Below are 20,182 nucleotides of genomic sequence, written 5' to 3' on the forward strand. Positions count from 1 at the left end.
ACTAGTACCATTATGTAAGTCCAGATTGACCGATCAAATAGTATATCCCAATCATCAAAGAAGAAATAAATGGGGATGAATGGAGCTGTTCTATAATGGCATTATTTATTTTTGCTATTAGTATGTTAGGAATACTTATTGTAGGTGTTATCACTATTATTGGATTAGTGAAGCGAAATGGAAAAGGAAAAAGAAATGGGCTTATTTTATTGGCGTTAGTTATCGTCTTTATCTTTAGTGTAACGGTGCCCGATGGTGGACAAACAGAAACAACTTCATCAGAGCCAGCAAAAGAAGTAGATGCCGAAGAGGCGAAAGGTAAAGAAGAAGAGGAAGCAAAAAAGGTAGAAGAAGCAGCGAAGAAAGCAGAAGAAAAGCTAGCTTCTGATGAAAAGAAGAAAAACGAAGAAGAAGCTAAAGCTGCTGAAGAGAAAGCTAAACAAGAAGAGGAAGAAAAAGCTAAGAAGGAAGCAGAAGAAGCAGCAAAGAAAGATGCCGAAGAAAAGGCTAAAAAAGAGGCAGAAGAAGAAGCAAAAAAGGAAGCTGAACAAGAGGCTAAGAAAAAAGCTGAGAAGAGACGAGAAAAACCAAGTCCTACATTGGCACAACAGAATGCCATTGGGTCAGCAGAATCATACTTATCCGTTATGGCATTTTCGAAAATCGGCTTGATTAAGCAATTAGAATTCGACGGGTACAGCAATGCCGAAGCTGTTTTTGCGGTGGAACACATTACTGTAGATTGGAACGCCCAAGCAGTAGAAGCAGGGCAAACGTATCTTGATGTCATGTCATTTTCAAGAAGCGCCCTGATAGATCAACTTGTGTTCGACGGATTTACCCAAGAGCAGGCAACTCAAGCGGTGGATAAAATCGGGTTTTAAATCTTAGAATCGCGGCGATCTAAGACTACTGAAAAACTAAAGTGAGATTACCATTTGAGAACTTTCCCTATGAAGAAAGATTTTTTGCCAATCAAAATTGGACTCAATAGTCAGGTTAACACCAAGAGGATCGCAGTAATTGCGACCTCTTTTTTCGTACAAATCAGAGGAATCGAGTCAGTATCACCCATTGATATTGAAACGTGGAGACGGATATCATGATTCATTTTCATGTAAAATAAATCTCTTCAACCTCATCAAAAAATCAGATGAATTACCTAAAAGGTACTTTAGAAAGAAACATGGACTAACCTCACAGTTTTTATATTATTATACAAGATTGGAAGTATGTAACTGTTTCTAGTGGAGTCTTTGAAGGAAGATGGAACAAGGTTGAGGTTTCGATTTAAGTAAAACTCTCCCTTTAAATATAAAAACCTTTTAATGAAACCTAATCTTTTCAATTTTTACACTGTACGTTTATAGGTAAGTCAATGTTCTTTTATTACATCATTGAATAAGGTTTTGTAAGAATAAGTATTACTACTCAAAATAAAAGGTCAAATTTTTAAAATAAAACCAATTTATCTATATTTACCCTAAAAGTCCCATACCTTTCTACCGATATACTATAACGAGGGAATTATTGGTAGATATCTAGTTCGAAAGATTCCTTATGAGCTTCTAATTCTTCACGAGGGAAGGAGGGTGTGATCATTACATTTTGCCATTCATTACAGTATGAGAGGAGAACAGTCTATTGAAGTTTTGTACAGAGTGTGGGAAATCACTTTCAGAAGACAGTCCGTTTTGCACTGAATGTGGCTCGCTTCAAGCTCAAGGACAAAAGCACCAAGCTGAACAAGGCGTTAAGCCGGTTGAAGCACAAAAAGTACCCAAAAAACCACTTTCACGTAAGAAGAAAATAGGTTTTATCGCAACTGGTATTATTGTCGCGTGTTTCATCTGTGCTCATTTCATCATCACCTCAATGATTGATCCTATGAACAAAGTTCAAGCGATGGATCGGGCAATGAGCGAAGGAAATACAGATGCATTTCTTAAAGAGATTCATATCGATCAAACAGCACTTATTAATAAAGAAGGTTATTTCCAATATGTTAAAGAAAATGGGTGGGAAGATCTCCGCTACCAACTAGTTGGAATTGCAGACTCTGAGGATAAATTTGATACCACAGTCAGGGATGCAAATGGAAACCAGGTATTTGTAGTTAAAAAGAAGGCTTTCATACCAGGTCTGTATTATACATACGTAATTGATGCCATTCCGAGTGATTTAATTGTAAGCAGCAATCTTCCAAACACAACGCTAACCATTGATAAGCAATCTGCTGAGGTCAAAGAAGCGGAAGAGGAAATCAGTTTTGGTAGAGCGTATCCAGGAGAGTTCGAAATAACTGGAACGGCTAGTAATGCATTTGGAGAATTCATACATGAGGAAAATATTAAGGTGATGAGTCAGGGTGATGACGTGATTTATCTTCCAATTGAGTTGGAGGGCTCTTACCATACGTTCTATACGAATATTCCTGAATCTACCCTTTTCATCAACGGGAAGAGCACAAAGAAAACACTCTCTGAATTCGATACGCTTGGACCTTTTCCAATTGATCAAGACGTAAAGCTTCATGCGGAGTGGAAAGATGAGAAGGGGAAAACTTACAAAACTGAGTCTGTCAACCAAGATGGAGATACATGGGACGCGCTCGATTTCGACTTCGATGTTGATGATTCGGTCGTGGCTTCAACAACAACCAAGTCTAATGATGAAGACTCAATCGATGAAAGTGAAGCAGTTCAAAGTCACGTCCTCGACTTTCGTGTTGCTTATGAAGAGGCGTTGAACTCTCGGGATTATAGCATCGTTGCCCCTTTTTTACTTAAGCAGAGTGCAGCCGATAAAGAGCTGAAGAAATATATCGGTGATTTACAAGATAAAGGCTACTCCTATGAATTTACTGATAATACAGTAACGAACATAGAGGACTTGGGAGATAACACGTTTACTGTATCGACAAATGAAGTATTTATTTTCACCAATCATTTAAATGAACAAACTCATTACGATCGAGAGAAGACGTACACGATTATTAAACATGTAGATGGATTTAAAATTAAGAAGATTAGTATTAAAGACACCGATCGAAATGATATTTAGAAACAATAAAAACAAAATAAAGGGTTGATAGAATGTATTGCTCAAATTGTGGTGCTAGTAACGAAGAAAACTCGAAGTTTTGTGGGGAATGTGGAGGTCAATTAAGTGGAGGTAATTCGACTGAAGCTGCTCCCCAGCAAGTGACACAACAAATGACAGCAGCAACTGTTGCTGCGGAACCTACGAATAATGAATACCTTGAGAAAGGTAAGTTAATCAGCAAGAACTTCTTTTCATTTGCCATTCAAGCATTTAAAGGACCGATGGCTGCCAGTCATAACGTGACGGATTCAGATAAAGTAAACGGAATGATAACCCATCTTCTGTTCGCGTTTTTACTGCCATTCTTTTCATATGTAACTGCAAAAAACGTAGCTCCGGATGGATTATATGAATTTCCAATTACGATTCCATTTGGATCTTTTGTCATTCAACCATTTCTTTATATCCTTATTTTTATGGCTGTTTTTATTGCGGTAAATACTGGAGTAGCAAAATTAATGCGGGTTAATCTTTCCTTTATGAATGTGATGACTCGATTAGGTGTATTAATGGTCATTCCTACAGCAGCTTTCGTGGTAGCTGTGTTGTTTGCTGCCCTTTCGGCAAATTTCATTAGCTTACTATTCTTTGTTATTGGCACGAGTTTGTTTACTGTCTCAAGTACTTCTCTTGTCTTTTCATTGAAACAGAAGTCAACTGGAGGACTAGATGTTTATTACGGTTTAATTATCACAACTGTTCTTATGGGGATTTTCTATGCAATTGTCATAGCAGTTGTTGTGGAGAAATTTGCTGATCAAATGAGCAATTTGATGTTATGGGGGCTTTAGAATTAAGTGGGGAATGCCTCTCTAATCTTTAAAATACAATAACGTGCTTGTGATGAGTGGCCTACTTAATAAATTTGCTATTAAGTAGGCCACTCTCATGTGAGTGGAAATATGAATTGTAGAAGGGGAAGAAGAATCAATGAAATTTTGTACATCTTGCGGTAAAGAAGCAAAAGACAAGGAGTTCTGTCAGCATTGTGGAGCTAAGTTAGGAAGCAATAACTTAGTTAACAAGCCAGAAGTAAAACAATCTCCTGCAAGCTCTAAAAAAAGAAAAATCTTACTGGGTAGTATTCTGGCATTAATCGTTATCGTTTTTGCTGTATTTAAAGTGGGTGAGTCATATACAGATAAGTTCAATCAACTGTCCAGGTTTGAGGAAAATCTCAATCAAGGAAATGTAAAAGAACTCGTATCTTTGCTTGAATCCTCAGATTCTACACTCGATGTATCGGATAGTAATGTAAAAAGCCTTTTAACCTATTTAAAAGAAAATCCTGATGAGAAAGAAACATTGATGAATCATTTACGTGAAACTGCTTCATCGATCGATATGACGCAACAAGTGAGTGCAGAAGTAGATGATGGAAACAATCAGCTTATTAAAATGGAGAAACAGGGGAAGAAATTCTTTGTGTATGATAATTATGACTTTATCTTACAACCATTCCCACTTTTCATAGATACAAATGAAGAGGAAGTGAGTTACCTTGTTGATGGAAAGAAAGTATCTCACGTTGAAACGAAAGATGGACTCATAAATCTCGGATCCTTCTTGCCAGGTGAGTACAAAGTAGAAGGGAAGCTTTCTTCTGAACTTATTGATCTATCAAAAGAAATCAATGTAAAACATTTTGAAAAGAATAACTACTCTGTTCTTGAATTTGATGTTGAAACAATCTCCATTCGATCAAATGTAGAAAAATTTGATGTATTGATTAATGGAAAAAACACTGACGTTTCTTTTACGGATGGTAAACAGGTTGAAGTTGGTCCAGTAATGGTTGATGAATCTATGACTGCCCAGGTGCAACGAGATGCCCCATTTGGCAAACTAAAAAGTTCAGAAATGGCGATAGACGATACATATCTTGAAGTAGAAGCGGTACTTTCGGATAAACAAAAAGAAAAAGTAGCGCAGAGTTTGAAGCAACATTTAACGAATTATTCAAACGCATTAATCAACCGTGAAATTGATTTTTTAGATGACAAATCAACAGTTGCCTCAGACTATACCTATGCAAGTTTCGAAAACGTAATAGCCTATAATACGAACTATGCTGGATATGTAACAGATGCAAAAGTCGATTGGGATACGTTTTACGTTGATGAAACTGATGGTAAGTGGACACTTGAAGTGGGATTAATCGAAAAGTGGAAAGAAAATGATGCTTATGAAGGGAAGCCTTCTTCGTTAACTGAATCACGATACTCTAATCTATATACGCTCACCTACGATGCAAAAGAGAAATGGAACGTAGTCAATTGGACTTCGTATGAAAATGCTAGTAGTAATGTGAAAGATTTAGGTATAGATCCAAAAAAACAGAAAAAAGCCTTTGAAGCTTCTACTGCTTTTAAAACGAACGCTGAAATTGAAGGTGACCAGTCCAGTCAAAGTACTGACGAATCAGATGTCGAATCCTTTGTTCAAGGTTATGTCTCTGCTTATGTAGATGCAATCAACTACGGAGACTTCTCAATCATATCCGGACAAATTGACCCTTCATCTACCGGATATATGGAGGAAGTATCGAGCTATATTGATCGCCTTAATGAAAAAGGAATGACAGAAGAAATTATAAGTGTGGATGTTCAATCGGTGAATGGAAGTGGAGATGGATATACGGTATCGACTGTAGAGGAATACACCATTTATTACAGTGATGGATCAGAGAAAAATAAAGCCTATCGTTCGACTTATCAAGTAAATGAGACGAGTGATGGGATGAAGATGGGTAAGTTGATTGAGACGAAGGAGATTTAGTGAATCGCTGGGAATCGCTGGGACGGTTCTCATGATTCGCAGCATATCGCATCGCCGGGACGGTTATTAGATAGTGAATATAATAAATAAGCGTCAATGAACAAAAGGTGAGTCCTTCGTGTTAATCATGTCACGGGAAGCAAGAAAAAAAAGAAAAACGTTGATTTATCATGTCATTTTTAGAGGAGCCGATCGTCAAGAAAATTTTCAAGATGATCATGGGTGTTCCGCAGATTCCCAAAGATTCAAAAAACCAGGTAAGCTAAAATTAGCTTACCTGGTTTTTTTGTGTTTCAATGGTTAATTAGTCCAATCCATTTTCTATTAAACAAGTGTTCTAACAGAAATTATTATGCTCCAGCTTTAACTACTTGTTGCCACTCACCGTTTTCATCCTGCCATTTAATGATCATGGTGCCGCCCTGGCCTGTCATATAGAATGTTTGGCTAGGATTTGCAACGATTTCTCCTGAAGTTCCTCCACCTGCAAACTGCCACTCAACATATACTTTGAAATCATTATCATTTTTAACTCTCCAAACTCTATCCCCTTCGTTAATGACAAGGTCTGGATGCTCAGCTTGGAATTCTTCAGACTGACCATTTTGGATGTAAGTAAGATTGAGTTTTTGAACAACTAATTCAGCATCAAATACATCTGGTGTTACTTCTGTGCCAATCTCATTAAGTTCTTCCTCAGTCATTGGCTCTTTATCAGATGTCGCTTCTTCAACCTCTGCAGAAGTTTCTCCTAATTCCTCAACCTTGTTATTTGCTTGCTTCACTTCAGCTTCAAGTCTAGAAATTTCTTCTTTATTGCTATTATTCTCTGCTACAAGATTATCGTAATCTACTTGTAATTGAGCAAGTTCCGACTTAGTAGCTTCAAGCTCAGTGCTAATGCTATCAAGTTCAGCTTGCTTAGCTTCAAGTTCAGCTTGCTTTTCTTCTATTGTTTGGTTTGCTGAATCTAAATCCTCTTTTAATTCGGAGTTATCGGACTCTAACTGCTGAATTTCTGTTTTAAGGTTATCCGTTTGCTTAATCAAATACTGCTTCTCTGCTTCTAAATCTTTAATTTTAGTTTTAGCATCAACTATCTTGCCGTTGGCATCCTTTATTTTCTCGGATGCATCAGCTTTAATAATTCCAATCTTACTAAGTAGACTGTTCTCACCTGCTTCATATTGTACGACTTTATTCTTTAATTCCTCTAATTGTAGTTTCACGTCGTCGATTGTGTTCCCACCCGTAAACATCACTCCGCCAGCTACTACTGATGTTGCTAACATTCCTGCTACAACCTTTGTACTTAAGAACCCCATTCTTTCTCCTCCGCTTTCAAATAAATTTTTGTGGTATTTCCCCCAGGACATATGTAACGATTAGCACATCCACAAGTGTATTCTTTATTAAGAACACCTTGCTAGAACATCATATATTCTTTATTAAGAACGATCAAGAGGGTTAAACTCGCAAAAACGTTCGTTTTAAAGGTATTAAGATATGATATCTCTGTTTTTTACATATTCTCTCATTAATTCTATCTTTTTGAATTTTTTGAGGAAGCGCTGGATAAAACAAAAAATCAAATAAGAACATAGGCATTTTGTAAATAAGAATATGAACAAAACAATCAGCGTATTGTATATCGTTTCTTGTTTTATTTTTATGATCAGGAAAGAAGCTATTTGTATTGAGGATTCAATAAAAGAACGCAAATGAGCTAAGAGAAAATAAATAAACGGGGTGGTCATTTGACAGCCGAAAAGAAGAATAAACACTATGCTACTATTGCATTTGTATTAGCCATTTGTTCTTTTGTATTTGGATTAATTCCAATCATAGGTTGGCTTCTTGTGATTACGGCAACAGTTTTCCTGGTATTAAGCTATTCAAATCATGAGAAAGGACCTAAGAATGTAGTTTCTCTCATACTCGTTAGTCTTACATGGGTAGGTAAAATCCTTTTTGCCAGTATCTTCTTCTTTACCGTATTTACACCTTCTAGTGAAGAAGAAAGTGGAATTGAGGTGGAAACCGTTGGGACAATGGAGTCGTCTGATAGCAATAAGGAGGATGAGAAAGATAAGGTTTACAAAGTAGGCGATGTTGTTCAAATGAATGATAAGGAGCTAACGGTTATAAAGGTTGAGAAATCAAACGGGAATGAATACTCGAATCTTAAATCTGGTGATGAATATGTCATTGTTTCTGTCAAAATTACGAATAACTCGAAAGAAGAAATCTCCTATAATCCTTATGATTTTGAGATGAGTAACTCGAAAGGCCAGATTCTCCAACAATCATTTTCCAGTTTACATGAAGATACTGCATTGCATTCTGGTGATCTTGTGCCAGGCGGAAACGTAGAAGGGACCGTCGTATTCGAACAGCCGAAAGATGATGAGAAACTGCAATTGCGATATACCGTTAACTTTTGGAGAGATCGATTGATTCGTGTTGATTTGCAGTAGGGGAATCGCTGGGGCATCGCTGGGACGGTTCTCATGATGAAAATTATTTAAGTGGTGGAATCAACAGAACCGTCCCAGCGATGCCTAATAATAAAAAGTACCTCTTCCTAAAATAAGGAAAAGGTACTTTTATAACGTTATTCCGCTTTCTCAATAACCATATTCAACGTTTCTTTGATTTCCTTCAGCTCTTCCATTGCCTTTTCTTTTTCATCTGCTTTAACCGCTTCAAGATAAGACTGTGCATGGGCAGAAAGGGTGTTGTAGGCTTCTTCCCCTTCCATGCGCTTGATGTCGCTTGAAATCATATCGATGAAGAGGGCGCCTTCTAGTGCGGTAATCGTGGATTTATCTTCTCCCCATTCTTCTTCGCTTTCTTCATATTCATGAAGAGCTACTTTCGAGAATCCGCGAATAAACGCATGGTTAACAGCTTCTGGATCGATTTCAGCTACATCGTTTTCAAGACTAAAATTCTTCTCGATTAGTGCTGCATCTTCTTCAGCGTGGTTTGTAATGTAATTTGAGATTGATTGATAGAATGCCCAACCTTCAGCTTGTTCCACACGAGCATGCTCAGCATCTTCTTTTGCTTCTTTCGCTGCTTTTGTTGCATATCCTTCAGGTAGAGCGCCAGTGGCAAGGTAGAATGTCTTCATCAATGTCTTATCGACCATTTGGGTAGCGAGTACAAATTGAAGGTTATCATCGTTTTCAACTGCAGCTTCCATGTCACTGAAACCACCGTCGATCTGAGAAACCATGGAAGTATCGTATGCCGCATCGCGTTTTTCGACCGTTCCTTTTAACACTTCATAGTATTCCTTCGCTTCTTCAATCTCTTTGTTCACTTCTTCTGTATTGCCCCAGTTTTCTTTCACTTCGTCAAACTCATGCTTAACCGTTAAATAGAAAACCTTTTGCATTAGCTTATCATAAATTTGTTTCACAACTTCGCCATCTAGGTCACCAGATTTTCCAGCTTCAAGAGCAGATGAGATCTGTTGATCCATTTCACCTTCTCTTTGCTCAACAAGAGGTTTTAAATCGCTATTGTAAAGATCAATGACAGCTTGATAGTCAACGTCTTCACCTTCGGAAGCTTTCTCAAGTTCGGCTTTTCCTTCTTCAAAAGAAGAAACGAAATCAGCATCTTCTTCCTTTTCTTCACCATTACCTTCATCCGCTTTTTCCGTGCTATTCTGTTCTGAATTTTCATCAGAAGCACTTCCGTTAGTAGAGTTATCATTCGATTGGCCACAAGCAGCTAGAACAAGTCCTAGTGCAAGAAATAAATATAAGAGTTTATGCTTTAACACGTTTGGTTTCCCCCTATTTTCTATGTAGTAATCGTTATCATTTCATAATTAGCATATAGAGAATGATTCTCATTGTCAACCGGAAAATGAGAATCGGTGGGGAATTGGCGGCATCGGCGGGACGGTTCTTATCGCATCGCTGGGACGGTTCTTATGATTCAATATAAGACGAAAACTAGAAATAAGAATAATAGAACAATTGAGTCCTGCGTATTTAGGCAGCGACTCGACTTTTTTGGGGGGAAGAGAAGCGAAAAAGTTCTTAATAACTTAAAAAGATAGCCAATGCCCAGTTAAACAAACGTTTGATTAACTGGGCATAAACAGATTTATCATAATATCTCCATAAAGATGAAGGGAATTTTACAAGATGAAAGAATAACAAGATGAAAGAATAAGTTAAGGAAATAGAAATAATCAGGAGGTGAGCACCCTCATTGAACTGAATTTTAAGCACATAATAAATCTTATTTAAGTACTATTACTTCGTTTCCTCCAATCTTTACCTCCGTTTTGCAAAAGCTGAACCTACCACTCATTAACTTATTTTCACTCCAAATTTTGATCTCATTTTCATCTACTAGATTGATATCCATGCCGTATCTTCTGACAATCATCTCATCCTCGCGTTACCTAACTCTATCTCAATCGTTCTCGTTAATTTGAGAAGTATACAAATTCAATATGCTCTGACAATCAATTCAGAGATTCCGCCTCGACAAATCGAATAGGGAGAGTAATCATGCCACGAGAAGCAAGAAAAAGAAGCAAAACCTCGATTTATCATGTCATTTTTAGAGGAGCCAATCGTCAGGAAATTTTTCATGATGATCATGATCGGATTCGATTTCTTAACGCGCTTGAAAAGTACGCCCTGTTGTACGAAATGAAATGCTATGCCTGGTGCCTTATGAACAATCATATTCATCTTCTATTAAAGGAAGGAAACGAAGAAATCTCACTTACGTTAAAACGCCTCGCCATAAGTTTTGTCCAAACTTATCATTTTAAATATCGTACATCTGGACATCTTTTCGAAGATCGGTTTAAAAGTGAAAATGTGGAGACAGTCAAATACCTTCTTACCGTGGTGCGCTACATCCACCAAAATCCACTGAAAGCGCGGATGGTTAGGAGTGTAGATGATTGGCCATGGAGCAGTTGTGCGGAATATTATCGGGGTTATTCCAAAACGAAATGGCTAGATTGTGATTATATCCTGAAATTCTATGGTCATGATCGACGTTTAGCTATTGGCCATTTTAGGAAGTTTAATGAACGAGTCACCGATGATTGTTGTTTAGAAGGTGTAAACGATGAGAAAAGAAGATTGACCGATGATGAAGCGAGAAATCTTATAAAAAGCAGTCTTGGTGTAATGGAAATCGCTCAGATAAAGAGTCTTCCTAAAGAGAGAAGAGATCCCTTGATAAGAGAGTTGAAACGGATCAAAGGCGTATCGCAACGGCAGATGGCAAGAATATTGGGTGTTTCACAGTCGTTGATTTTTAGGGCGTGAATCGGGAGAACCGTCCCGAGGATTCTGCCGACGATTCTTAGTGCTTTAGTTGGTGAAGAGACAACCAGAACCTTCTAAGAAATAGGCCTTTCCTCCACTTTTCGCATAAAACTGCAGGGGATAACTGTCATCTCTAGAATCGGATACTTTATGAACGTTATACCAAATCATAAAGGAGCTGAGAAAGCTTGAAGAAGAAAATTTTCACCTTAACACTTTCTGCCGTTATGGCGAGCACAACACTTGCAGCTGTACCTTCATTCGCACAAGGAAATGGTCCAGATGTGAACGGAAAAGAAACGGTTCAAACAGCGATGTTAACGACTTATGAAGAGATGTCTAACTTTCTAGTGAAAGAGAATCAAAAACAAGAGAGCATGGATTTGGAGGTTATCGGAAAGACGACGAAGAATCGCGATATCTATCTCGTCAAATACATAACGAATCCAGAAAATCCTACGATTCTATTTCTCACACAGCAGCATGGGAATGAAGCCCTCACGACAGAAGGGGCGCTAGATTATATTCGTGACCTTGGTTCAAATAGTCAGGGTAATGAGGAACTGCTTGAGAACGTGAATATTTTGATACTCCCGATGTTCAATGCGGATGGTGCAATGGGAGATGTGAATTTTGAGCTTGAAAATTATTTAGCTAGTGGGCGCAGTTTAACGAGGTATAATGCTGATAGACTTGATCTTAATCGCGATCATGTGAATAAAGTAGCGCCTGAAACAAAAGCTTTACACGAGAACGTCATTTCGAAATACGATATTGATTATATGATTGATTTCCATCACCAGGGTACACAAGAAGAGTATAATGGAAAGCCAACTTCAGGATCACTTTTAACGCCGCAAAGTTCTGAGGTCACTCAAGAAGTAAAAGAACAATCAAAACAATTAGCGACTGTTCTCTACCAGGGACTAGAGTCGAAAGGATGGTCTCATGTATTCAAGTATGATGAGCCAACCCAAAATCCGAACGTGGCTTCGAATGCCATGGCCCTCCAATATGACATTCCAGTCATTTTATTTGAAATGAGAGGGATGGCAGACGGAAACTATGAGCCATACGTTCTTGGTCAGAAATCAAATGGGTACCTCACAAAGCAGGCTTTTCTTGCGATGAGCACAACGGCTCAAGCGATTGCAGATCGTTCCATTGAACAGGCAGATCCAGGGGTTTATGATAATTTGCCGGAGCAGATCTATAATTACTAGTTTTTTGGTATCATAAACGTGATACGGATCATTCGAAAGATAAAAATGATGTTAACAATTTAGATTCAAAGAAAAAACCAGGACGCTTCCTTCTATGGATTAGCGTTCTGGTTCTTTTTGTTATGTACAGTAAGTGGGCCAGCAGAACCTTCCTCATTTGTACCAAAGGGTCATAGACTCTCGTATTCACGCTCTTGAAGCCCAGCAAAGTCTTGGGAGTGCCGATGTGATCAAAGGCTTTTTCAGGCTCAACTTGACGTCTTAAGTCTATGGCTTCAGCTCGTTGATCGAAATATTGCTTTTTATAGTGAAATTCCAGAAGGGGCCGCCTCAAAAAATCTTGAAAGCGAAACCGATGAGCTTCTTTTTTTAGAAGGTGAGCTATCGAATAGCGAAAGTAGAGCGAGAGAAATGATTGCTGATCAGCAGGAGGATCTGCAGCGTTTTTTCAATCGCATCAGCGACATTCAACCATTACAAGTTTTTCCGCGTCATGAAGTTGATCAACAACTTGATGAAGCAAAGGTGAAAAGAGAAAAGACGATCGAGAGCGTTGAGCAATTTGATGAAGAACTAACGAGTGGTTACAAGATGTTGGAAAGCCATGAGCAGATACTAACCGCTTTGTTCGGTGAACTAATGAATGCCTCAACTCAGGGGAATCAGGTTTCATCGATCTACTACGATGCGGCATCTTTTCATTCGAGTGATATTTATTCGGCGTTTGCTGCGAGCAAAGCGGAAGCGACTATCGTAAAGAAAGAGCAAACTTCACAGGAAGTTGAATCCACTGTGGAGGAAAATGAAAATCCATTTATTGAATCGGTTAATAGTTTCAAAGAGATTGGTTCTGACTTTTGGTCTGGTTTTCAAGAACGTAACAATAAGAAAATGGATTCTCTTTATGACTTTGGGAATTACCTCACATCTGGATTGGTCGATGGCGTAAGAGGTGCTGTTAGTGCAATGGACGAGCGATCTGATAAAGCTATGGAATCACCTTATGACTTTGTAAACTACTTGACGAGTGGTGGAGCGGACCTGGTGAATGGTGCGTTGAATCCTAAAGATGATTTTTCGAAAGAGCATTGGCTGAGTAGTTTTGGGCTGGCTGCTATGGTAGCTGGTGCGAAGGTCAGTGCTCCTAAAAGTGGCAAAGCAATGAACAGTATCAAGCATACCGTTCATCCAGACGGTACAAGGAAAGTTATGAAAGAGACATACCAAAAAGTGGTGCAGGGTCCACTGATGAATACGCGAATGGATATGAAAGAGGTTGTACGGAAGGTATTAGAATATAAGCTTCCGTTGCGAACGAAGTATTCTTTTGCGGGATTTGGTGATGTTTCTGATTTTGCAGTGAGGGATATGTTGAATAATGCTAATGAAACGTTGCATTTTAGTAATGGGAAAAGGATTGGAAGTACTATGTTGTGGATACTGAACATGTTGGAACATTAAAAGGAAAAGAAGTTTTACTAAAGAATATAATTGAAAAGGAAATAACTTATACTAAACGTAATCGGGAAGAGTTCAAGCAATTAAGAAATAAATTTAATAGTTCTGTCAGAAAAAAATTTTTACAAGATTTAGTACGAGAAGAAAAGAAAATGAAACAACTATCTGAAGCGGGATTAACAAATTTAGATATTAATAAATTGCAAAATGGACTTGTGCCTGATGGGTACCAAGTTCATCATAAACTACCTTTAGACGATGGAGGAAATAATGATTATAGCAATTTAATACTAATTGAAAACGACCCACATCATAAAGTTCTTACAAATTCACAAAAAAATTTAACAAAAGGTTTGAAAGTAGGAGATTCAATTATTATTAAATGGCCATTGCCAGAAGGTATTGTATACCCAAAAACAAAAAAATAGAGGTGAAGATAAGTTGTTAGACTTGCTGGCTGAAATTGAAAAGATTAAAAATCAAGATGGAAAGTCAATAATGTCATCGGCTAACGATGAAAATATCAAAGAAATAAAAAAATGGATTTCAAGCAATTCAAGTAAAAATCCAATGATAAATGATTATGAGGCTTTTTTGAAAAAAATAAACGGTTTAGAGTTTAATGGTTTGGTTATCTATAATGCCAATCAGTACGACAAAAATAATGGTTTTATTGAAGCGAATGAAATTTGGCAAGAAAATGAATGGGAAGGTAATTATTTGTTCTTTGGTGATTCAAATATTTCGTGGTATTGTTTGGATATAGACAATCATACATTTCTGGAACTCGATAAACCAAGTGGAGATATAGTAGAAGAATATAGTAGTTTTGAAGAAATGATAACCGAAGCATTGAAAAGCGTTTTATAAGGAAGTGCTAGTATGTGGAGATACAAAAGGACAGGTTCGACGTCCCACTGGGAATTTTGGTACTAGTAAATGCTTCCGTAATTGTAGAAAGCTGATGATCAGATTATGTCTGTAGTGTTGTTTTATTAAATATTTGCTGGGACAAGATACCTGTCCCTTTGTCCCCCATAAGGAATAACCCCCGATAAACGAAAAGCTTATTCGTTTATCGGGGGTTATTTCGTGTGATTGAACTGTAATAATGATTCTTAAACAAACGTGTGATTTAGTTGAATTGTTGGTTTATTGGTAGTGTTTTTAATTCCACTTTGCCAATCTAGAATCAAGAGAACCGTCCCCCCGAATCCCCTGACTACCTTTAAAAGATAGTCAGAGAGATAATGTGACATGATTGTTGAAGACAATTTTTGTTCATGCAAAAATACTTATAATAATAAATGTCAGATAAATTAACATTTTCAAAAAGTTAATGAATTTCTGGGTTCTGGAAAAAGAAAGGGGAAGTTGGAATGGATTCGGTGTTTCTGATGAATAGTCTCTGGGTGATGGTTTCAGCGGTACTTGTTATTTTGATGTTAGGTGGCTTCATTTTACTTGAAGCAGGATCAACGCGAATGAAAAATGCTGGCCATATTGCTGGTAAGACGATCTTCACGTTTGGGATTGCCTCATTGGTGTTTTGGGCAGTTGGATATGGGTTAATTTTCGGTGAAGGAAATGCGTTCTTTGGGTTAACGGACTTTTTCTATTCCGGTTATGAAATTGAGGGATTAGGGCTTTCAGCACCTGTTTTCTTCTTATTCCAATTAGCATTCGCGGGAATTTCCTTAACGATTGCGTTTGGCGGCTTTGCTGAACGTGCGAAGTTAACAGCGTATATTCTGTTTGCGGTATTATTTTCAGTTCTCGTCTATCCAGTAATTGCTCACTGGATTTGGGGCGGTGGCTGGTTAGCTGAACACGGGAAGCAGGACTTTGCTGGTTCAACGGTTGTTCACTTAACAGGTGCAATGGGCGCTTTCGCCGCAACGATTCTTTTAAAACCACGAATTGGTAAATATAATAAAGATGGTTCTCCAAACAACATTGCCGGACATAACCAGGTATTCACGGCGCTTGGTGTGCTCGTTTTATGGGTCGGTTGGTTCGGATTTAATGCAGGTAGTACGTTATCCGCTGACGCTGCATTCTTTGGTTTTGTTGCCATGAATACGAACTTAGCAGCAGGTGCTGGAGCCGTTGCCGCTTTAATTGTGGCGTGGGCCGTAACTGGGAAAGCGGATGTGCCAACGATGTTAAACGGTGCATTAGCAGGATTAGTTGCGATTACAGCTTCTTGTGCTTTTGTCGACACGTGGGGAGCAGTAGTCATTGGTTTAGTGGCTGGATTCATCGTATTCTACAGTATGAGATTCTTTGAAAAACGGAAAGTGGACGATCCGATCTTTGCTTTATCTGTTCACGGTGTAGCAGGCGTTTGGGGAACGTTATCAACTGGCTTATTCGCGACACCAGATCTTGCGACAGTTGGGCAACCCGGCCTTTTCTACGGTGGCGGTTTCGGTCAGCTAGGCGTTCAGGCGCTTGGTGTTGGTGCAAGTGGTGCTTATGCGTTTGTGGTTTCGTTTATCCTTCTCGTCATTATTAAGAAAGTGCTTAACGGTTTACGTGTTACCGAAGAAGAAGAAATTATCGGTCTTGATCTTAGTGAGCACGGTAGCTATGGCTATCCAGAATTCTTGGAAACACGTCACGATTCTGGCCAGCAAAGCAGCTCTAAATCAGGGTGAACGATTAATTGAGATAAAGGGGCTGTCCGTATGGAAGATGGTTTCGACAAGTATGAAGAACTACGAAACATGAGAGAGCAACAAATCAAGCACGTTGCGACAGACCATATTGAACTGAATCAATTCCATGATCAGCTGATGACTCAAGTCGTTCATCTTGCAATCGAGAAAGTGAAAAAAGAGTGGGGGCCATCTCCCTCTCCTTTTTCATTTTTTTTAATGGGAAGCGGTGGGCGGTTTGAACAAGCGCTATGGAGCGATCAGGATCACGGGATTGTTTATGAGACGACGAGCGATGAGGCGCAGAACTATTTTCTTACCCTTGGAAAAGAAATTTCAGATGGCCTCCATGCGGTTAAATATGAATATTGTGATGGAAATGTGATGGCTTCCAATCCACTGTGGTGTAAATCAGTTGAAGAGTGGAAAGGCCAGCTTGAAAACTGGATGGAAGATGAAAGTTTTGAAGCGATCCGCCATTTATTAATTTTTATTGATGCGCGAGTGTTAGTAGGGCGTGACTCGTTTATTGAAGAGTTAAAAGAAGTGATTCACCAGAAAATCGAAGAGTCGCCATATTTATTAAAAAGAATGTTAAAAAATACGATGCGCCTGCAAAAAGGAATCGGTGTATTTGGCCAAATTCTTGCAGAAACGCACGGTTCGCATACGGGAGAAATCAACTTGAAACAGACGGCTTTATTTCCTTATGTCAATGCAGTAAGGCTTCTTGCGTTGAAGGAGAAAGTAATGAACACGTCTACGTTATCAAGGCTTGGTGCTTTATCAGACCATACGATTGGTCGCTCAAATCGGAAGCATTATGAAGAAGAATTTAGGCAACTTTTGCAGTTCCGGCTTACGTATGGGGGAAAAGAAAATTATGAAGCCGTTCATTATGTGAAGATAGATGCCTTGCCTAAAGAACAGAAGAAAGAGCTAAAGGATATGATGAAACAAGGCATTGATCTTTACAACGACACCACAAAGTACTTCGAAAAGGGTGTTCCTAAATGAAGATGAATCAAATGGTTCAATATTTAAAGCAGCTTTCCGGCAAGGTGAATACGAGCATGTACGCCTCGATTCAAGACCAATCGAACCCTCACCATATTTCCATGCTAAGGCAGATGCAGAAAGAAATTAAAATGAAAAACACGTTGGAAGTGCCTTTAAATGAATTACGCGTGGTCGTGTTTGATCTTGAAACAACCGGCTTTTATCCGAACAAAGGAGATGCGATTCTATCGATTGGAGCAGTAAAAGTGACTGGTGAAACGATTGAACAGGAAACCTTCTACTCCCTGGTTCAATCTAATACAGCCCCTTCCGAAGAGGTGACAGAACTGACCGGAATTAAAGTGGAAGATTTGGAGGATGCCCCACCCCTTTCAGAAGTGCTGGCTCAATTTTATAAATTTATAAAAGGACACACGTTAGTCGCCCATCACGCCAAGCATGAACAGGCCTTTATGCAACATGCCACCTGGAGTTTGATGCGAGCCAATTTCGACCATCGTATTGTGGATACTTCTTTTCTGATCAGAATTGCTGATCCAGAATTAAAAGGGTTTCAATTAGAGGAGTGCTGTACGAATTGTGGTGTTGAGGTAAAAGATCGCCATCATGCATTGGGAGATGCAAAGATGACAGCTGAGCTTTGGTGTCACTACTTGAAGAAAATCCAGGAGATGGGATTTTCGAATTTGCGTGAGGTTTATGAGCGGTTGGCAAGGATGGGGTAGTGGACCATGGTGAAGTTTTCTTTAATAGTATTGAATAAAATTATTTAAAAAGAAAATAAGATGATCAGTTCTACAAATTAAACAAACGTTTGATTAATGAGTTTATTAGGACCCATCACGAAGCTATTGCTTGAAATAGTAGATAGACTACAAAATTTAAAAAGCCAGATAAGCTTTCGTTAGCTTATCTGGCTTTCGGTTTATATGATATTAATTAATTCAGGGAATCGCCTAGCTAGTTACTTCGCATAAGTCTCCCTAATAATCGGCACAGACAACGCCCCAACCACAAGGAACACACCTGAAAGCAGGATCATAAACGGCATAGAAGAGCCGATCAAAGGGAATAGGACGAAACTTAAGCATGATGCGATAATTTGTGGCAAACAAATACTACCGTTAAACAGCCCAAGGTATGTACCCATGTTTTTGCCTTTCAGCGCGTTCGTTAGGATTGTGAATGGGAAGGTCATCATCGCTGCCCATGCAATTCCGATTAATGTAAAGGAAATAACGAGTGCCCATTGATTGTGAACGAAGAAGACCGATCCAAATCCGATTCCCCCTAGCAATAAGCTAATCGAGTAGTAGAATTTGCGTGAGTTATTTGGAATTCGGGATAAGGCGAGAGACCAGAGTACTGCGCCAATCGACTGAACCGCTGTTAAAATCCCAAACCAGTTTCCCGCATCTTGATAAGCGGCACTAGAAGGATCGCTCGTATTCCAAACGTTTAACGCAATGGCGCCTGTTCCGTACGTCCACAAATATTGAAAGCCCATCCAACAAAAGAGTTGAACGAGGGTAACGGTCCAAAATACTTTTGGCGCGCTTCCAAGTAATTTAAAAATGTTTACTTTTTCTTTCGTTGATTCTTTCGTAATGCCGTGATAAACGGCAAATTCATCTGGTGTATACTCTCTTACTTTCAATACGGTAACGAGACTACAAATGATTAAAACACCTGCACCGGCATAAAAAGAAATGACGACGGATTGTGGGATAACCCCTTTTGGCGCACTATTTGATACACCCAGAAGTGTTAACGCAAAAGGAAAAATACTCGCCAATACAGCACCGCTATTTGATAGAAAGCTTTGGATCGAATACGCAAAACCTTTTTGTTCTTTGTTTACCATATCCCCAACCATCATTTTAAATGGCTGCATCGCCATGTTTGATGAGACATCCATAAACAGAATGGCGATCGCGCCAAACGTCATGGCTGTCACGGCCGTAAATCCGAAACTACCTGAGTTCGGCAAGAGACACATCACAATAACAGCAACAACAGCGCCAACGAGTAGATAAGGAATTCGACGACCAAGCCTCGGCATCCAGGTCCGGTCTGAGAAATAACCAACTAAAGGTTGGACGATTAGTCCAGCGAGTGGTGGTAAGATAAAGAACAATCCGAGATTATGAGGATCGGCTCCAAGCGTTTGGAAAATTCGTCCCATGTTTGCACTTTGCAATGAGAAGGCCATCTGAACACCTAAAAAACCGAAACTAATTAACCAAATTGTTGTGAGAGGCAGAGCGGGTAGTTCTTTTTGATATCGTTTTTCACTGGATGTGACGACTTGTTCTTGTAACATCATTTCCTCCTATGTATGGATAGATTTTGTAGTAAATATGCTATGAAAATGTGAAAATAATGCAATCGCTTGCACATTAATAGAAAAATAAATGCTGCACTCGCAGGTAGTTGCGAACAGCTTTTGATCGACTTGTTTCATAATAGGAATGCTTTACTGGCAATGATTTCGCTCTAAAACTGTGAATTTTCAAGTGAAGTACTAAAGGGATACTTCATTAAACTGATAAAGCGTTTTCCTTGAATAGTATATACCAGGTGACAACGTTTACGCAACCGTTTGCATTAAAATGATTGTGAC

At 38.8% G+C, this 20,182-nt stretch carries 15 protein-coding genes and 1 pseudogene; 13 read left to right on the top strand and 3 right to left on the bottom strand.

The features are described from left to right. Nucleotides 1-95: 95 nt before the first annotated feature. The 4 genes from PQ578_RS01650 (at nucleotide 96) to PQ578_RS01665 (ending at nucleotide 5,883) form a co-directional block, all read left to right on the top strand. The gene (locus PQ578_RS01650) at nucleotides 96-884 is read left to right on the top strand and encodes an Ltp family lipoprotein (protein ID WP_273831897.1); all 789 of its coding nucleotides are present in this window, start codon (nucleotides 96-98) and stop codon (nucleotides 882-884) included. 760 nt (nucleotides 885-1,644) lie between these two features. Next, entirely contained in the window at nucleotides 1,645-3,063 is a 1,419-nt protein-coding gene (locus PQ578_RS01655; RefSeq protein WP_273831898.1) for a TcaA NTF2-like domain-containing protein, read from the top strand. A 32-nt stretch (nucleotides 3,064-3,095) separates the two neighbouring features. Further along, entirely contained in the window at nucleotides 3,096-3,896 is an 801-nt protein-coding gene (locus PQ578_RS01660) for a zinc ribbon domain-containing protein (protein WP_273831900.1), read from the top strand. 139 nt (nucleotides 3,897-4,035) lie between these two features. Next, entirely contained in the window at nucleotides 4,036-5,883 is a 1,848-nt protein-coding gene (locus tag PQ578_RS01665; RefSeq protein ID WP_273831901.1) for a zinc ribbon domain-containing protein, read from the top strand. A gap of 350 nt (nucleotides 5,884-6,233) precedes the next feature. On the opposite strand, the gene PQ578_RS01670 is transcribed toward PQ578_RS01665, so the two are convergent. After that, nucleotides 6,234-7,208, bottom strand: a complete 975-nt coding sequence (locus PQ578_RS01670) for a hypothetical protein (protein ID WP_273831902.1) — start codon at nucleotides 7,206-7,208, stop codon at nucleotides 6,234-6,236. 432 nt (nucleotides 7,209-7,640) lie between these two features. Between PQ578_RS01670 and PQ578_RS01675 the strand changes: the two genes are divergently transcribed. Next, on the top strand, nucleotides 7,641-8,360 hold the full coding sequence (locus PQ578_RS01675) for a DUF4352 domain-containing protein (RefSeq protein WP_273831903.1): 720 nt from the start codon (nucleotides 7,641-7,643) through the stop codon (nucleotides 8,358-8,360). A gap of 137 nt (nucleotides 8,361-8,497) precedes the next feature. Here PQ578_RS01675 and PQ578_RS01680 read toward each other — a convergent pair whose 3' ends face one another. After that, nucleotides 8,498-9,679, bottom strand: coding sequence for a hypothetical protein (locus PQ578_RS01680; RefSeq protein ID WP_273831904.1), 1,182 nt, complete (start codon nucleotides 9,677-9,679; stop codon nucleotides 8,498-8,500). Nucleotides 9,680-10,421: 742 nt separating this feature from the next. Here PQ578_RS01680 and PQ578_RS01685 point away from each other — a divergent pair. The 8 genes and pseudogenes from PQ578_RS01685 (at nucleotide 10,422) to PQ578_RS01720 (ending at nucleotide 18,284) form a co-directional block, all read left to right on the top strand. Continuing rightward, nucleotides 10,422-11,198, top strand: a complete 777-nt coding sequence (locus PQ578_RS01685) for a transposase (protein WP_273831905.1) — start codon at nucleotides 10,422-10,424, stop codon at nucleotides 11,196-11,198. A gap of 188 nt (nucleotides 11,199-11,386) precedes the next feature. Next, entirely contained in the window at nucleotides 11,387-12,421 is a 1,035-nt protein-coding gene (locus PQ578_RS01690) for a M14 family zinc carboxypeptidase (RefSeq protein ID WP_273831906.1), read from the top strand. A 258-nt stretch (nucleotides 12,422-12,679) separates the two neighbouring features. After that, nucleotides 12,680-13,882: pseudogene (locus PQ578_RS01695) on the top strand (T7SS effector LXG polymorphic toxin); the annotation flags it as partial. Beyond that, nucleotides 13,855-14,307: an HNH endonuclease signature motif containing protein gene (locus tag PQ578_RS01700; RefSeq protein ID WP_273831908.1), complete on the top strand. Its 453-nt coding sequence runs from the start codon at nucleotides 13,855-13,857 to the stop codon at nucleotides 14,305-14,307. The pseudogene PQ578_RS01695 and the gene PQ578_RS01700, both read left to right, overlap by 28 nt. 13 nt (nucleotides 14,308-14,320) lie before the next feature. Beyond that, nucleotides 14,321-14,749: a YrhA family protein gene (locus PQ578_RS01705; RefSeq protein WP_273831909.1), complete on the top strand. Its 429-nt coding sequence runs from the start codon at nucleotides 14,321-14,323 to the stop codon at nucleotides 14,747-14,749. Between the two features lie 509 nt (nucleotides 14,750-15,258). Next, nucleotides 15,259-16,539, top strand: coding sequence for an ammonium transporter (locus PQ578_RS01710; RefSeq protein ID WP_273831910.1), 1,281 nt, complete (start codon nucleotides 15,259-15,261; stop codon nucleotides 16,537-16,539). 30 nt (nucleotides 16,540-16,569) lie between these two features. Further along, on the top strand, nucleotides 16,570-17,556 hold the full coding sequence (locus PQ578_RS01715; protein WP_273831911.1) for a DUF294 nucleotidyltransferase-like domain-containing protein: 987 nt from the start codon (nucleotides 16,570-16,572) through the stop codon (nucleotides 17,554-17,556). Next, entirely contained in the window at nucleotides 17,553-18,284 is a 732-nt protein-coding gene (locus PQ578_RS01720) for an exonuclease domain-containing protein (protein WP_273831913.1), read from the top strand. Before PQ578_RS01715 ends, PQ578_RS01720 begins: the two co-directional genes overlap by 4 nt. A 239-nt stretch (nucleotides 18,285-18,523) precedes the next feature. On the opposite strand, the gene PQ578_RS01725 is transcribed toward PQ578_RS01720, so the two are convergent. Beyond that, nucleotides 18,524-19,882, bottom strand: a complete 1,359-nt coding sequence (locus tag PQ578_RS01725; protein WP_273831915.1) for an SLC45 family MFS transporter — start codon at nucleotides 19,880-19,882, stop codon at nucleotides 18,524-18,526. Nucleotides 19,883-20,182: the final 300 nt, after the last annotated feature.

Origin of the sequence: Guptibacillus sedimenti (assembly GCF_028610665.1) — a bacterium.
Taxonomy (GTDB): domain Bacteria; phylum Bacillota; class Bacilli; order Bacillales; family Guptibacillaceae; genus Guptibacillus; species Guptibacillus sedimenti.